This is a genomic window from Steroidobacter sp., from assembly GCF_036402275.1.
Taxonomy (GTDB): domain Bacteria; phylum Pseudomonadota; class Gammaproteobacteria; order Steroidobacterales; family Steroidobacteraceae; genus Steroidobacter.
Window position 1 is genome coordinate 1 of sequence record NZ_DASWTF010000019.1, and the last position, 15,480, is coordinate 15,480.

Annotated in this window: 17 protein-coding genes and 1 pseudogene; 11 read left to right on the top strand and 7 right to left on the bottom strand. The window is 61.7% G+C overall.

Features of this window, described 5'->3' with window-relative positions:
- The 5 genes from VGD45_RS10405 to VGD45_RS10425 form a co-directional block, all read right to left on the bottom strand.
- Window positions 1–183, bottom strand: a 183-nt coding sequence (locus VGD45_RS10405; RefSeq protein WP_331155229.1) for a F0F1 ATP synthase subunit delta, incomplete at its 3' end; no start/stop codon positions are given.
- 20 nt (window positions 184–203) lie between these two features.
- Entirely contained in the window at window positions 204–716 is a 513-nt protein-coding gene (locus VGD45_RS10410) for a F0F1 ATP synthase subunit B (protein WP_331155230.1), read from the bottom strand.
- Window position 717: 1 nt separating this feature from the next.
- Window positions 718–963 carry a F0F1 ATP synthase subunit C gene (gene atpE / locus VGD45_RS10415; RefSeq protein WP_331155298.1) on the bottom strand — a complete coding sequence of 82 codons (246 nt, stop codon included), beginning with the start codon at window positions 961–963 and terminating at the stop codon, window positions 718–720.
- 92 nt (window positions 964–1,055) lie between these two features.
- Window positions 1,056–1,898, bottom strand: a complete 843-nt coding sequence (gene atpB, locus VGD45_RS10420) for a F0F1 ATP synthase subunit A (RefSeq protein WP_331155231.1) — start codon at window positions 1,896–1,898, stop codon at window positions 1,056–1,058.
- Window positions 1,899–2,308: 410 nt separating this feature from the next.
- The gene (locus VGD45_RS10425; RefSeq protein ID WP_331155232.1) at window positions 2,309–2,821 is read right to left on the bottom strand and encodes a helix-turn-helix domain-containing protein; all 513 of its coding nucleotides are present in this window, start codon (window positions 2,819–2,821) and stop codon (window positions 2,309–2,311) included.
- 108 nt (window positions 2,822–2,929) lie between these two features.
- Between VGD45_RS10425 and VGD45_RS10430 the strand changes: the two genes are divergently transcribed.
- From VGD45_RS10430 to VGD45_RS10460, 7 genes are all read left to right on the top strand, one after another.
- Window positions 2,930–3,652, top strand: a complete 723-nt coding sequence (locus VGD45_RS10430) for a hypothetical protein (RefSeq protein ID WP_331155233.1) — start codon at window positions 2,930–2,932, stop codon at window positions 3,650–3,652.
- Window positions 3,653–3,668: 16 nt separating this feature from the next.
- A complete protein-coding gene (locus tag VGD45_RS10435; RefSeq protein WP_331155234.1) occupies window positions 3,669–4,445 on the top strand; it encodes an alpha/beta fold hydrolase in 777 nt (258 codons plus the stop codon).
- Window positions 4,446–4,454: 9 nt separating this feature from the next.
- The gene (locus VGD45_RS10440; RefSeq protein WP_331155235.1) at window positions 4,455–5,162 is read left to right on the top strand and encodes an SDR family oxidoreductase; all 708 of its coding nucleotides are present in this window, start codon (window positions 4,455–4,457) and stop codon (window positions 5,160–5,162) included.
- Between the two features lie 240 nt (window positions 5,163–5,402).
- Entirely contained in the window at window positions 5,403–6,524 is a 1,122-nt protein-coding gene (locus VGD45_RS10445) for an OsmC family protein (RefSeq protein ID WP_331155236.1), read from the top strand.
- Between the two features lies 1 nt (window position 6,525).
- A complete protein-coding gene (locus VGD45_RS10450) occupies window positions 6,526–9,483 on the top strand; it encodes a TonB-dependent receptor plug domain-containing protein (RefSeq protein ID WP_331155237.1) in 2,958 nt (985 codons plus the stop codon).
- Window positions 9,484–9,486: 3 nt separating this feature from the next.
- Window positions 9,487–10,449 (top strand): DUF1684 domain-containing protein, encoded by a 963-nt coding sequence (locus VGD45_RS10455; protein ID WP_331155238.1) that lies wholly within the window; start codon window positions 9,487–9,489, stop codon window positions 10,447–10,449.
- A 70-nt stretch (window positions 10,450–10,519) separates the two neighbouring features.
- Entirely contained in the window at window positions 10,520–10,957 is a 438-nt protein-coding gene (locus tag VGD45_RS10460; RefSeq protein ID WP_331155239.1) for a TlpA disulfide reductase family protein, read from the top strand.
- A 200-nt stretch (window positions 10,958–11,157) separates the two neighbouring features.
- On the opposite strand, the gene VGD45_RS10465 is transcribed toward VGD45_RS10460, so the two are convergent.
- Entirely contained in the window at window positions 11,158–12,015 is an 858-nt protein-coding gene (locus VGD45_RS10465) for an aspartyl protease family protein (RefSeq protein WP_331155240.1), read from the bottom strand.
- A 653-nt stretch (window positions 12,016–12,668) separates the two neighbouring features.
- On the opposite strand from VGD45_RS10465, the gene VGD45_RS34075 reads away from it, so the two are divergent.
- Entirely contained in the window at window positions 12,669–12,827 is a 159-nt protein-coding gene (locus VGD45_RS34075) for a hypothetical protein (protein WP_414717574.1), read from the top strand.
- 95 nt (window positions 12,828–12,922) lie between these two features.
- Here the strand turns inward: VGD45_RS34075 and VGD45_RS10470 are convergent, their stop codons facing one another.
- Window positions 12,923–13,804, bottom strand: coding sequence for a LysR family transcriptional regulator (locus VGD45_RS10470; protein WP_331155241.1), 882 nt, complete (start codon window positions 13,802–13,804; stop codon window positions 12,923–12,925).
- Between the two features lie 141 nt (window positions 13,805–13,945).
- Here VGD45_RS10470 and VGD45_RS10475 point away from each other — a divergent pair, with 141 nt between their 5' ends.
- The 3 genes and pseudogenes from VGD45_RS10475 to VGD45_RS34080 form a co-directional block, all read left to right on the top strand.
- Window positions 13,946–14,437 (top strand): hypothetical protein, encoded by a 492-nt coding sequence (locus VGD45_RS10475; protein WP_331155242.1) that lies wholly within the window; start codon window positions 13,946–13,948, stop codon window positions 14,435–14,437.
- A gap of 139 nt (window positions 14,438–14,576) precedes the next feature.
- Window positions 14,577–15,224, top strand: coding sequence for a hydrolase (locus VGD45_RS10480; RefSeq protein WP_331155243.1), 648 nt, complete (start codon window positions 14,577–14,579; stop codon window positions 15,222–15,224).
- A gap of 18 nt (window positions 15,225–15,242) precedes the next feature.
- Window positions 15,243–15,338: pseudogene (locus tag VGD45_RS34080) on the top strand (alpha/beta hydrolase); the annotation flags it as partial.
- Window positions 15,339–15,480 lie beyond the last annotated feature (142 nt).

Consider the following 15,480-nt stretch of genomic DNA (forward strand, 5'->3'; position numbering starts at 1 on the left):
CAAGCCGGTCAACTGCTCCGGCTTGACCCGCGGGCTCGACAGCAGTCGGGCAACGCGCTCGTCCTGCACCACCGACGAGGCGGTTGCCAGCACCGTGGACCAACGCTCGAACGCGTTGTGTTGACGCGCCGATTCGAACGCTGCCTTGGCGTAGGGGCGGGCGATCGTGATTTTCTCGGCCATCGATGCTCCGGTCGTGGAACTCAGGATTGGGCTCGCTTGAGCATTGGCGGCGTCAGCTTCGGCTCGATTTCCAGCGCGAGCTCGTCGAGCAAGTCGGCGTGCGCTTTGGCATCGATCTCACGATTGAGCAGCTTGCTTGCGCCGAGCGCCGCCAGACCGGCGGCCTCTTTACGCAGTTGTTCGCGAGCACGCCCCGACTGCAACATGGCTTCCTGTTGAGCAATCGTGATGATGCGGTCGGCTTCCATCGAGGCCACGCCACGCGCTTCTTCCGCCATTTCGGCCGAGCGGCGATTGGCCTGCTCGACGATCTTCGCGGCGCGCGCGTGCGCTTCCCTGATGATGTCGTTGGCCGAGTTCTTGGCCTCCGCCAGGCTCTTTTCGCCCTTCTCGGCAGCCGCGAGACCCTCGGCAATCCTCTTTTGCCGATCCTCGATCGCCGCGATGATGTTCGGCCAGCCGAACTTCATGACCACCCAGGCCACCGCGAAGAACGCTAGGCCCTGGACGACGATGGTGATGGTGGGATCCATGTTAGCCGCCCAGCTGACCGATGAACGGATTGGCGAAGATCAACAACAGGGCGATGGCCACGCCGATGATGGGAATCGCGTCCAGCAGGCCCGCGACGATGAACATCTTGGTCTGCAGCATGCCGGTCAGCTCCGGCTGCCGGGCCGAGCCTTCCAGGAATCTGCCGCCGAGCAGCGCGAAGCCGATCGCGGTGCCGAGCGCGCCGAGACCGATGAGCATGCCCGAGGCCAGCACGGTGAAGCTCATGACGTCGGAAATCTGAGTGATATTTTCCATTGATATCTCCGGTGCGTGCAGACCAAGCGAACAGAAATGAAGGTTGAGTCATCGATACGGAATCAGTGGTGCTCGGCGGCCATGCTCAGGTACACGATGGTCAGCATCATGAAGATGAATGCTTGCAGCGTGATCACGAGAATGTGGAATGCGGTCCAGACGAAGCCGGCGACGAACTGTAGCGGCGCCATGACATAGGTCATCGCGCTATTCAATGCCGCGCCGAGCGTCAGGCAAGCGATCAGGATGAAGATCAGCTCGCCGGCGTACATGTTGCCGAACAAACGTAGCGCCAGCGACAGCGGACGCACGGCTTCTTCGATGAGACGCAACAGCAGATTGGCCGGCGCCAGCAGAATCTTGCCCACCATGTTGGGCGCGTGAAATGGCGCGGTGACCATTTCGCCGACGAAGGTCCCGACGCCCTTGTGCTTGACGCCGAAATATTGAATCAGCAGGAACACCGTCAGCGACATGGCGAAGGTGGTGTTCAGATCCGCGGTCGGCACGACGCGCAAATAGGGAATACCCGCCGCGCCAGCTGCCGCCGGCAGCCAGTCCACCGGGATCAGATCCAGGAAGTTCATCAGGAACACCAGGCAGAAGATGGTGATCGCCAGCGGCGCGATCAGCTTGCTTTTGCCGTGAAAGGTTTCCTTCACCGAAGTGTCGACGAACTCGACGATCATCTCGATGAAGCACTGGAACTTGCCGGGCACGCCTGGACTGGCGCGGCGCGCGGCCTCGAGGAACAGGAACAGGAACACGGCCGCGCACAGCAGCTTGAAAACGATGCTGTCCAAGTGCAGGACCCAAAAGCCGCCCGCATCGCCGCCGATCTCCAGATGCTGGAGGTGGTGCTTGATGTAATCGGTCATGGTCGCCGGACCACCATGCTCAGCCATCAATCCACCTCGTCGGTGTGCAACGCTGTTTGAACATTCCCAACGCCCAGGGGGGCGCTTCGGGTGAGCTCCAATGCCAGTCGCCTCCGCCAGCACAGTGTCGAGCACGCGACGCCTTGTGACAATGCCGGCGGGGGCTGGGATCGGGCAACAAAAATGCCATTTATAACTATGCCGACGCGCTTTACATGGTGCTTGCTCATGACCTGACCGAGAACCTGGGCCGGTCTGCGGCGAGAACGGTTTCGCCCGAAAATCGCAAACCGCCTCATGGAGCAGCGAGAAGACTCGAAGCGTGGCCCGCACCGGCGACGCGGCCACGATGTTCCCTTACCGACATGCAGTCGCCCGGGATTCGCACCGAGCGCGTGCTGAACCTCAGCTGCGCCGACTGGGCACCCCGCTCGTACTCAGCTCTGTGCTCCGGCCCTGCGACGCCCCGAAGGCCGGCGAGTGGTGGGAGAGCTTCCGGCGACGTTGCGCGGCGCGAACCGAATGTCACGCCGTTGCAGGGGGCGGCCGTCCTGGCTCGTCGGCTGCAACTTCCCGAGCGGCTTACCTCTCACGTTATCGACCATGACGAGCTCGAGCTCGTCGCGGTCGAAGCAATTGTCCTCGCCCCATTGCCAGAGCGCGACTAGAACGGGGATGAGCGATTCGCCCTTGGGCGTCAGCACGTAGCGGTGACTCAGGGAGGAGTCGGGGTCGGCCTCGATCGCGAGGATCTGCGCGTCGACCAGTTTCTTGAGTCGAGCCGACAGGATGTTCTTCGCCAGCCCGAGGCTCTTGTGAAATTCGCCAAAGCGTTCACGCCCGCGAAATGCATCCCGGATGATGAGCAGCGACCACCAGTCGCCGACGATTTCCAGCGAACGCGCGATAGCGCACTGGGCCATGCTCAAGTCGGTGCGTTTGCCTTTCATGTGTCACTTGCTCGCTTGGCGCGCCTCCAAGGTTGCAAAATTAAACCATGTGTGCCAGTCTGTCGATAGGTTGCAAAGTTAAACCGAATTGCGACGGAGTGAGCGGAGATGAGCGATCTGTTGGAGTTGGCCATCGCGGCCCACGGAGGTTGGGAGCGCTGGCAGCGGTTGCGGCGAATCGTTGCAAACGTCTCGGTCGGAGGCACGATCTGGCAGGTCAAAGGCTGGCCGGATGCGTTCGCGGACGCGCGCTTCGAAATAGATCCGCACATTCAACGCACGGAACAGTACGCAGGGCAGGGCGATGCCGCACGGCATGGCGTTTACGAGCCAGAGCGCACTGTGCTCGTGTCCGCTGACGGAAAGGTCATCGAGCAGCGCGCCGCGCCGAGGAGATCTTTCGACGGGCATACCATCGCCACGCGCTGGGACGATCATCAATTGATCTACTTCGCCGGCTACGCGATGTGGACCTACCTGACCACACCGTTTCTTTTCAGGCTGCCCGGTTTTCGCACCGAGGAGGTCGAGCCATGGGACGAGGACGGAGAAACATGGCGTCGCCTGAAGGTGAGTTTTCCCGCACACGTGCATAGCCATAGCGCCGAACAAACGCTCTACTTCGACCGCTCGGGTCTGCTCAAACGCCAGGACTACAGCGTCGAGATCATGGGCGGCACCTCCAGCTGCAATTACGCGACGGAGCCTCGATCGTTCGGTGGGATCGTCTATCCGACCCGGCGCCGGGTCTTTGCTGTCGGACCTGACAATCGTCCGATTCGCAGCCGCGTCGCTGTTGCGATCGATTTTTTGCACATCGACGTCGGTTAGCGAAGTGGACTCATCGATGGCATCCGTAAGTGCACGCCCGGAAATGGTTGCACGCGCCTTTCTGACGCCGCGACCCCCAACGCGGCGTCAGCCGCTCGTGCTCGAAGGCGGTGAGACGTTGCGCGTTACCACACCACAAGGGGCGATTTCGCTTCAGCGCGCTGGTGCAGGCCCTGGAGTCCTGCTCCTGCATGGTTGGGAGGGACAGGCGTCGGATCTCGCGGCCTTTGCGCCACCACTTCTCGAAGCGGCCTTCACTGTATGGGCGATGGATTTGCCGGCGCATGGCGATTCGGCGGGCGAGCAAACATCCATTCCTCAATCGGCACGCGCGTTGAGCGCTGTCGTCGATGCGATCGGACCGCTGCACGCGGTGATCGCACATTCGGTCGGCTCCGCCGTGCTGGTCGAGGCGCTGCACGCCCAATTGTCGGTGCAGCGAGCGGTGCTGATCTCCGCGCCTGCCTACTATGAGCGCCACATGCGTGGCTTCGGCGCCGCCGCCGGGCTGGATGCCAACGACATCGAAACGATGATCGCGCTGCTGAGCCGCGAGATCGGCGTCGAGGCTCGTGAGGTCTCTATGCCTGGTCGCGCCGCGCATTTGAACCAGCCCGCGCTATTCATTCATTCGGCCGACGATCGCGTCGTCTCCATCGAAGACAGCCTCGCGAGCGCCGGTGCATGGCGCGGCGCGCGCCACCTGCGAGTCGAAGGATTGGGGCATCGGCGCATTCTCGCCGACCCCGCCGTCATCGCCGCGGCGGTCGAGTTCGTCAGCATCACGCAATGAGGTATTTCTATGAAGATCCAAAGTTCGGTCGCGCTGGTTTCCGGCGCCAATCGCGGTCTCGGCGCTGCATTCGTGCGCGGTCTGCTCGCCGGTGGAGCGGCTAAGGTCTACGCCGGCGCGCGCGATCCCAACACGGTCAATGTGCCCGGGGCCGTGCCCGTGCAGTTGGATGTGACACGGCCGGAACAGATCGCCCATCTTGCGCGCGAGCTCACCGACGTCACGCTGCTCGTGAACAACGCCGGCATCAGCGAGATCGGACCCGTGCTGGCGACGAGCGCCATCGATTCTCTGCGGCGGCAATTCGATACCAATACGATCGGTCCGTTGCGATTGGCGCAAGCGTTCGCGCCGGTGCTTGCCGGGAACGGCGGTGGTGCGGTTGTAAGCGTGCTTTCAGCGCTGAGTTGGTTGACCCTGCCGGGGCGCACTGGCGCCTACAGTGCATCGAAGGCTGCCGGCTGGGCACTGAGCAACGCGCTCAGGCACGAACTGAAGTCACAGCACACGCAGCTTCTGTCGCTGCATGCAGGATTTATAGATACCGACATGGCGCGCCACGTTCCCGGGCCGAAGAGCACGCCGGAAGAGATCGTCCGGCAAACCCTTGCTGCGCTGGAAGCCGGTGAGTCCGAATTGCTCGCCGATGCAGTGAGTCGTGAGGTTCACCGTGGATTAACGGCCGAAAGGCCTGTCTACCTCGGCACGCCCGAGTGACGGCTCTCCCGTGCATTCGCCGAACCCAGCCAGCGAGACGCGAGTCGACGAACAGGAGTTATAAACGAGTCACATGACGTTTGCTTTGGCGCAGATGCAGAACTGTAAGTTCCGCGTTCGGGTCATTCGCGGTGTACTCCCGCGCCGATCCACAGACCCGGAGTTTTGCTGTCAATGTCTGCCGTTCGAAGTTCGTCGCCGATGCTCCGCCTCGCCGCTGCAGTTGTGTCGGCGGTTATATTGTCGTCACAACCAGCTCGCGCAGCCGAAAGTCCACTGCGTGCGCATCTGCAGGCGAAGGCCGCGGCCATTGAGGCCCAGCGCGCAAGCGTCGCGCAATCGCAGGTCATCCACGCCAAAGTGATCGCCGAGAGCCGTTCCGGTGTGCGCCGCCTGCGCCTCGGTGACGGCGGAAAATTCCAGTACATCAGCGACAGTGGCCGAGGTTTCGCCGGATACAACCTGGGTGCGGGATCGTGGGATTCACTCGTCGGCACGCTGGCGAGCGCGGTGGCGGATGAATATCTGGTGCAAGCCGCCGTGCGCAAAGTGCCGCTGGATTCGCTGGACATCGTGTTCACCAGCATTCCCGAGCGCAAGAGCGAGAACCTCAGCTACCCGAACAATCTCTCCTACGTGGCGTACATCGATTCGCCAGTGAGTGATGCTGAACTGCAAGCATTGAAAGAAGCCGTGCATGCGAATTCGTCAGCCATCGATCTGGTGACGAAGGCGCAGCAGGTCAGTCATGCCACGGTGGAGTACAAGCGCACGCCCATCGTGCGCGACAGGGATCTGCCGCCGGGCCTGCGCGATTTCCTCATCGAAGAGAAGATTCCTGCTGTGCAAGGGCGCCGCGAGCGCTCGCGTGAAGCGAGCGTGCAGCCCGCACAATCCACGCAGCCGCGTGGGCTCGTGGCACACACGCGTGTGGAGCCGAAGACCGGCTTGCGCCAGACCTTTCTGGGCGATGACGGCTACCATCTGCAGTTGCATGACAGCGCGCCGGGCCTGCTCGGCTACGGCCTCGCGCCAACGGTGGAAGAGCACCTGCTCGGTGTCACGGGCACCTGCCTGACGCATATCTTCGAAGTGCAGGCCGCCACTCGTAACGTGCTGCTCGATTCGCTCGAGCTCACCGTGGATGCGGAACTCACGCCGCGCTTCGGCAAGGGCGCCACCGGGCCAGCTCGCTTCAAGAACATCCGTTACAACGTGCGCATCGAATCGCCGGAGAGCGAGCAAACCATCGATGCGCTACGCCAGGCGGTGGAGGCGACCTGCCCGCTGTACAACCTGATCAAGGACGAACAGAAACTGGAAGGCAAGATCGTTCACGCCGCGTACAAAGAGGCGACGTGAGATGGACGTCTGCGCCACACACACACCGTTGGCTCTGTGCGCATTGCTGGCGAGCGGAGCGTTGCACGCCGCGGACGCCGGAGGCGAGCGCAACGATGAAGCACCGCTAGAGGAGGTAACGGTAGTCGGCTCTCACATCGCGGGCGGAGGCGCAGCCGAGGCGCTATCGGTCGCGACCGTGGGCAAGGATGAAATCGATTCTATCGGCGCGACCAACGGCAATGAGCTGTTCCGCAGCCTGCCGCAGTTCGGCGATGTTGCCTTTACGGAGAAATCGTCGACGAACCAGGGACGCAACTCCAATGCACCGCGCGGCGATGTCAGCTCCATCAACCTGCGCAATCTCGGTTCGGTTTACACCTTGCTGCTGATTAACGGCCGCCGCACGGTGCAGCACCCGATCAGTTCTGGGGCCGCCACCTCGTACAATGCGAATGCGATGCCGACCTTCGGTCTGGACCGCATCGACTTGCTGCTGGATGGCGGCGCGGCCGTGTATGGCTCCGATGCCGTCGCCGGCGTGGTTAACCTCGTAACGCCGAGCAATCGGGCGGACAGCGGCGGCGTCAAGCTGCAATACGGCTCGGTTCAGTCCGGGCATCGCGAAGATGCGTCCCTGGAAGGATTCGTCGGCAAGGACTTCGCCGACGGCCGCGGCAATGTGTCGGTGCAGTACGAGTTCGCGCATCGCACCGCCCAGCTGAACTCGGACCAGTGGTTCACGGCCACCGATGGACGTCGTGAACTGGACGACGGCACATTCGTGCTCGATCCGACGGCCACGCCCTTTGCGCAAACCTTCGCGAACACTGCCTGGGGTGCCTTCCAGAGGTACAACAATGGCGTGCCGGTGGGCCCCGCGTACTACATCAACCAGCAGGGCCAACTGGTCACCGGCGCGGTGCCCACGTCGCTGAGACCGGATGCGCGGGCCGAGCCCGGCGTTACGGAGACACCGGCGATCAAGCGAGGAAATCTCTTTGCCACCGCGCGCTTCGACCTCACCGACAATCTGGAGGTGTTCGGCGAGCTCGGCTACTTCAAATCCAAAGCTGAAGCGAAGCTCAGTGGCGAATTCGTCACGCTGGGTGGCGTGGACAACTACATCCACATCAGGCCGGATGCGTACTGGGTGCCGGAAGCGTTGCGACAGGGCGCGGACGCCATTCGCCTCACCAACTACTACGTGGCCGACTACGGACTGCGCAGACTGGATGTCGACAACGATCAGTCACGGGCGTTGGCGGGGCTGCGTGGAAGCACGGACGGTGGCTGGCGCTGGGAAAGCGCGTTGCTGTATTCGCGCGCCCAGACGACGGATGTGCAGGAAGGCGGCATTGCCACCGCCTTTTCGGAGGCGGTCAATCGCACCGACGCCAGCGCCTACAACCCGTTCAATGGTGGCAACCCGGCGAATCCACGCATCGGCGACGCCACGCCGTCGGACGCTACCTCATTCATCCAGCCCACCACACGTGAAGGCACCAGTGAACTGGCGCTGTGGGATTTCAAGATCGATCGCCCAGATGCGTTTGCCTGGTATGCGGGGGATATCGGCGTTGCGGCGGGCGTGGAGTACCGCTACGAGAGCCGCGTCGACGATCGCGACGAGAACATCGACGGCACGGTTCAGTACGTCGATTGGTACACCGGCAAAGTCGCGGAGAGCAACTTCTTCACGCACAGCGCGTCCCCGGATATCGAGGGCAGCCGGAACGTGAAGTCCGTGTTCGCCGAGCTGGCAGTCCCGCTGGTGTCGCCAGAGCACGGCATTCCGTTGATCAAGTCCTTCGACGCGCAACTCGCCGGTCGTTATGAGGACTACAGTGATGCGGGTGATGTAGCGAAGCCCAAACTGGCCGTCGCGTGGAGAATGGTCGATAGCCTTCTGCTGCGGGGTTCGCTCAGCGGCGGTTTTCGAGCGCCCGGTCTGGAGCTCGCGAATTCGGGCACGATCTGGCGCTTCGGGGGCAGCGCCGATCCGGTCCGCTGCGTGGCGTTGGTGAGACGAGGCGTTTTCACCAACTACAACACGTGCATCAGCAACGCAGTCGTGCGATACCAGACCAACACCGCCACCACCTATGGCGATGACGTCGAGCCGGAGACCACCAAGCAATCCTCGTATGGATTCGTGTTCGAGCCGGAATTCCTGCCGGAGGGCGCGGGGCGCATCAGTCTCGGCGTGGATGTGTGGAAAGTGGAAGTCGAGAATCCGATCGGCACGATCGGCTCGGGCAACGAACTGCTGTACGACGCCTATCTGCGTGTCGTCGAAGGCACCAGCAATCCTCTGGTGGTTCGCGCAGCACCCACGGCGAGCGATATCGCGCAGTTCGAGGGATCCGGTCTCGATCCCGTGGGGGCGTTCCAATACGTGGAGACCAAGTACGGAAATCTCCAGCCGCTGACGGTTTCAGGTGTGGATTTCAGCCTCAGCTGGCGTTTGCCGGAAAGCGCATGGGGCAGCTTCGCCTTGCTGGTGAACGTGAGTCAGCTGAAGGAATACAAGCAGCAGAAGTCCCTCGAGGAGCAGGCGATTGCCGCAGCGATCTCGAGCGGCCAGCTCGACATCGTTGCCCAAGGTCTGGGCGCGGCCAACGAAGTGGGCCTCAATGGTCAGAAACCGGAATGGCGTGGCAGCGCGGCGTTGATCTGGAGCTACGCCGATTGGACCGTGCGCCTGCGCGACAACTACATCGGCAGTGTCATCTCCGGCGCGTACGGCGACGGCAGGCCCTATGTCGTGGATGCAACGCACCGCTGGGCACTGTCCGTGCAGAAGGAGTTCAAGCAAGGATTGTTCGAGGGCAGCGCGGTGGAAGTGGGCTCACGCAACCTGTTCGACGAAGAGCCGCCGCTCGGGGCCACGCCTGCCAGCACGGGCAGCAACTATCTGTCATCGCTGCACGAATCCTTCGGCCGCTATCTGTACCTCAACGTCAGCAAGGGCTGGTGAACCATGAACGCAAACAGACGAGACGTGACGGTGCGGAAGTTGATTCCTTCGTTGCTGTTGGCAGCGATGCTGTCGGCCAGCGCCAGCGCGGCAACGGCGGACACTGCTTCCGCGTTCAAGAGCGATCACGCCGCGTGGGTGAAAGAACGCGAAGCGGAATTGACTCAGCCCGATGGCTGGACGAGCCTGATCGGTCTGCACTGGATCAACGGCACGCAGCAGACCGTCGGCGGCGCGGAAGCAAATGACATTCGTCTGCGCATCGGTCCCGACAAGTTGGGCAAGGTGGAGCAGCGCGATGGAGCGCTCTTCTTCATCGAGGAGGCTGGGGCCGAGGTCACGGTAGATGGCAAGTCGCAGCAAGGCGAAGTGCAACTGAAACCCGAAGGACCAGGCGGCGGCACGAAACTGGGTTACGACGGTGGCAAAGGTCAGATCACGGTCATCGATCGCAGTGGCAAGCTGGCGTTGCGAGTACGTCATGCGAACTCACCGGATCGACTGAACTTCAAAGGGCTGGACGTCTTTACGCCGGATGAACAGTGGCGGGTGAAAGCGGCTTTCATCGCGCACCCGCCGGGCAAGACCATCGCCATGGCCAACATCATCGGCGACGTCAACGAAAGCCCGAATCCCGGCCACATCGAGTTCGAGAAGGATGGACGGAAGTGGACGCTTCAGGCTACCGGCGATCCTGCCAAGGGCCTGAGCTTCGTATTCAAGGATGCGACGAGCGGCAAGGAAACCTATGGCATCGCCCGGTTCCTGAAGACCGGCCCGGTGGCCGCGGATGGCACCGTGGTCGTGGACTTCAACCGCGCCTACAACCCGCCGTGCGCGTTCACTGAATATGCGACGTGTCCGCTGCCGCCCAAGGAGAACCAGTTTGCGTTGACGGATAAACAAGGCAACACGGTTCGTCTGGCCGTGCGGGCCGGCGAGAAGAAGTATGCCGCGGCACATTGATCCACCGGTTATGCGGCCGCGGCGAGGCACATCAGCGAGTAGATGGGCGCTTTGCTTCTGCCTGGGGCTGATGACTTGCGCATCAACGCACGCGGACACCGCGCAGGCGCCGTCGTTGCAGGTGACGACGCTCGAAGGCAAATCCTTCGACCTCGGCCAGCATCGCGGCAAGTGGGTTGTCGTCAACTGGTGGGCAACCTGGTGCGTGCCGTGCATCAAGGAATTGCCGGAGATCTCCACGTATGTCACGCAGCACCGGGACAAGGTTGTTGCCATCGGTCTCGCCTTCGAGGACAGCGCTAAGGCCGACATCGTGGAGTTCCTGAAGAAGCGCCCGATATCGTTCCCGGTTGCGCAGGTCGATCCATTCGATCCGCCGAAGGATTTCGGTTCGCCGCTCGGTCTGCCGACGACCTATGTGATCGCACCGGATGGGCGTGTGGCGCATTCGTTCGTCGGTCCCATTACAGCGAAGGAGCTCGATACGGTCATCGCCAGGGGTCGGTAAGTCGGGTCAGACACTCGCCGTCACCCATCGCGCGAATATCATCCGCCTCGGGCGAAAACCGTGGCGCCGTGCCGAATACCGGATGGTTGGCTGGGGTGGTGGAACTGGATGACAAGGGTTTCGTGCTGACGGGCAGCAGCGTCGACGCGACGTCCCCCTATACAACGGGTCGGTTGTCATCTCACGTGTATGGGAGCACGTCAACGCATCCGCGTAACGTCGCTGGTCGGTGCGGGATCGCGCCCCGCACCGTTCGAGATATTGATGCAAAGCTCGCGAGCCGGATAGTCGAAAGTGATCGATCCCTGTTGCCAGAGCGGCACGCCCAACGTTCCATCCATTACACCGGCGTCGAACGCGGCGATTTCGGACGTGAGTGCTATCTCGAGCTCTCCAAAGCTCATCGGACCCACTCGAACTTCCGCTACGCGCGCCCTCGTGCCGTGAACTTTGCCGCCGATGCCTTGACCTATCTGTTGCGCTTCGCCTTGGCTGATCAACGCTTTTCCGGCTTCACTGCGAACGAAAGGACCGCCGAGCACCAGTGCGCCATGCCGAGTGCCCAGATCGACCATGGCCTTCAGGCGAACGGGGGGTGCATTGCTCGTCGTCCGAAGCTCGACGTCCACGATGGGTACATCGTGGACGATCTCGAGCGGTATCGTCGCCTCGCAATGCGAAGCTTGTCCCGACCGTCCGAACGTTAGTTTTCGTCCCGGATAGTCGACCTTGACCGAGCCATATTTGAACGCCGGCGCACCGATGAGGAGATCGACCGGAAATCCGGCCGACGAAGAGAGATGTCCTAGATCAATCGAGTAGCCGGCAATGTTCTCGAATTGCAGTGGGCCGGCAAGAAGGCTGGCGATGGTCACCGGCAGAAGCTGTTTGATCTCGGCTCCGACGCCCGCCGCATCGCCTGTGGTGGCGCCTTCGTGAAGGCCTAGTTTGCGGCTGACGTTTCGATCGATGGACAGCGCGCCGGCGCCGCTGTCCAACACCCCGCTTTGCAGGTGCCCATTTACGACGGCTTCGAGCCGGACCAGGTTGTCTTTCAACTCGAATGGGATGCTTCGCGGGGGCGAGGGGATATGTATCGGTTTATCCGCTGCCGCTTGGGCGAAGGCAACGCTGCTAAAAACAACTGATACGATCAACGATGCTCCGATCGCGGGCGCGAGAATCCGTGCGGTGATTGTCACAGAAGAGTCCTATTGATGTTCGATGAGTGGTGAGACGTCGGTCCGTCCGAGATCAAAGATCTGTCACGGCTTGGTGCTGGCTGCCGATGCCGAATACTAAGGGGTCGATCGACTGTGGCGCTCGAACGCCGTCGAGGGGATATCCGTTGGCGGAGATGTTCCCAAGAAGTCCTGCGCCGGTCACTGCTCGATCTTGCGCATAACAGTTCGAAATGGTCACCGCATGCAAGCAGATCGACAGGCGCTGAGCGGCCAAACCGGTAGAGCGTTCCGCTTTCTGCAACTCAGCTGCGCTTGTGCTGCATCTACCGAGGCACGAGCGTGCACGTTAGATTCCCGCACCTCGCAGCTGGGATTCCCCGTGAGTCACATACTAGTTATAAACAGCAGCCTATCCGGCAAAGCTTCCGTTTCGCGGATTTTGGTTGAAGACACCATAAAGCGCGGGGCCGGCGCAAGCGACAGACTTCCAAGAGCCGTATTTAAGGCAGCTCCTAGGTTTCATTGGAATTACTGACGTCACTTTCATTCACGCCGAGAAGATCGGCTTCGGAGCGGAAGCGCGGGAACTTGCACTGGCAACTGCGAGATTGAAAATCGCGGAAGCAGCCGCCCGATTCGCCGACCAATCTGGCGAATTTCACGGCGCCGCCCCCGCCTCGGGATGAGCCGGTTCGCGACGGCGAGGATCCAGCGACGTGCGCAATCGACGCGCGCTACGTCGTAGTCACAGACACAGCGGTGAATGCCATGAACACAAGTCCTAGATCTTTTCAGCAAGCCGCTGTGAGATGAATTCGACAAACGCGCGCACACGGGGCATCTTCGAACGCCCTGACGGCCACACGATCGACACGTTGCCGCGGACGTCCGTACAGTCCGTCAGCACAGAGATGAGGCGGCCGTTGGTTACGTCGTCCCGCACGAGGTAGCGCGGCGCCTGGATGATTCCGATCCCGGCGAGTGCAGCGGATGCAAGCGACTCGCCGTCATTGAGCACGAGGACCCGCTTCAACGTGAGAGGGGGCTGCTGATTCTTGAACGCCCATATCTCCGGCCTGCCCGTGGTCGGGAACCGATACTGAATGCAGCAATGCTGAACCAGATCGGCGGTGGAGCGAGGCGCCCCGTGCTTTGAGAGGTACTCGGGCGACGCACAGGTGATGAAAGAATGCGGCCCGATTACCCGCGCACGTAGATCGGAATCCTCGAGCTCGCCCAGTCGGATCGCGAGATCGTATCCGCCGTCGATCAAGTCGACTTTCACGTCGTCGAGGCTCAGATCGATCACGATCTCCGGGTAGCGGTCCATGAACTCGCGCATTGCCGGCACGACGACACGGCGCCCGAGTACGGTTGGCACGCTGACTTTGAGCCGGCCGCGGGGCGTCTTCTGCACGAGGTGCAGCGCCTCTTCAGCGTGCTGAAGCTCCACCAAGACACGCCTTGCGTGCCGATACAAGACGTCGCCTTCACCAGTCAGCGACAGTGAGCGCGTGGTGCGGTTGAGAAGCGTGACGCCGAGTCTTTGCTCGAGCCGATCCACCGCCTTGCCGACCGCGGAAGCCGACAGGCCGAGCTTCCGACCCGCCGACGAAAAGCTGCCGGATTCGACGGTGATCGAGAAGGCGACGAGGGCGCTCAAAGAATCGAAAGACGGGATTCCGGACATGTTGTCCGAAATGATGAGACCCACACCGGTATTCAGTCAATTACGAGCGCGGATCATATTTCCAACACCAGTAACCGTATGGTCGATTGCGTACCCGAAAGAGAGAGAACTGCGATGTCCAAGCTGAGCACAACCGAACCCGCAGGGGCGGCCTCGCCATTGGCGGTTCTGAAAGCCATCCTCGCCAACCCAACGGATCTGGCGCACGTGAAACAGTACACCACAGACGATTTCACCTACGTGTCGCTGAACTACGAGAACCTGCCGCTCAAGAAAATCATGCCATGGGCGGGTACGACGGCCGGCACCCAGGCGCTGGTGAAGACCTTCATCGATGTCGGCCGCTACTGGCGCATGGACGATTTCACCATCGAAGACAGCTTCGAAAACGTAGACGGCGCGGCGCTGTTCGGCCGGTTCACCTACACATCGACGGTGCTGGGCAAGACAGTCACTTCGCCGTTCGCCGTGCTCGCGCGCGGCAAGAACGGCAAGCTCTCCTATATCCAGTTCATGGAAGACACTTTCGGGACCGTGCGCAGTTTCCTCGACAGTGGCTCCTATCGCATCAAGTCGAATCCGGACGGTTCGACCGTCGACGTCTGAGCGCGAACTGGATACTCGGAGGCAGATATGACTACCGCAATTTTGGGCGTTGGGGCGGGTACGCGCTCACCCGTCCACAGGATCGAGGACTTCAGTCCGCTTCGAGCGCGTTCAATCTCAACCAGGAAAGAAACTGTCAATGGCTAGTGAAGCAATCCGCAACCCTCGCACCGATCAACTCCTCTCGCCGGAAAATTCGGCCTTCATCATCATCGACTACCAACCGATTCAGGTCTCCTCGATTCGCTCGATGTCGCGCGACGAGCTAGTGTTCAACATCACGAGCGTCGCCAAGGCTGCGCTGAACTACAACCTGCCGATCATCCACTCGACGGTCAACGTCGCGACTGGCCGTAACAAGCCGCCGATCCAGCAACTGCAGGACGTGCTCGGCCATCTGCCGACCTACGACCGGACCTCCATCAACAGTTGGGAGGACACCGAGTTCAAACAGGCCGTCAAAGCGGTCGGCCGCAGGAAGCTCATCATGACCGCGCTTTGGACCGAGGCGTGCCTGACCTTCCCGGCGCTCGACGCGATCCAGGAAGGTTATGAGGTTTATGTGCCGGTCGATGCGGTCGGCGGCACCTCGCTCGCCGCGCACGAAGCGGCACTACGCCGCATTGAGCAGGCCGGTGCCAAGCTCATCAGCCGCGTGCAGATGTATTGCGAGCTTCAGCGCGACTGGGCGCGCGCCGCGACCGTTCCCGGGTTCATGGGTGTCTTCGATAACTTCGATGGCTTCAACGTCGAGAAGGCAGCCGAGAAAGCGGCCAAGGGTCTGTGAACGCAGGAAACGAACATCATCAAGACCTATCCGGGTCTGTCGCACGGACTGTTTGCCACACATCCCGATCTCATCAACGCCGATCTGCTGGCGTTCATCCGACGGAGATCGTAATGGCGGCGCCTCGCATCCATGTAGCGGTTTCGGAGACCGGAAAGAGTCCTTTCGCCGTGCGCATCGAGATGGGCAGCCATGTGCTTGCGGGTGACGAACCTGTGGATGCAGGCGGCGGTGGACTTGGTCCCAGGGGAACACG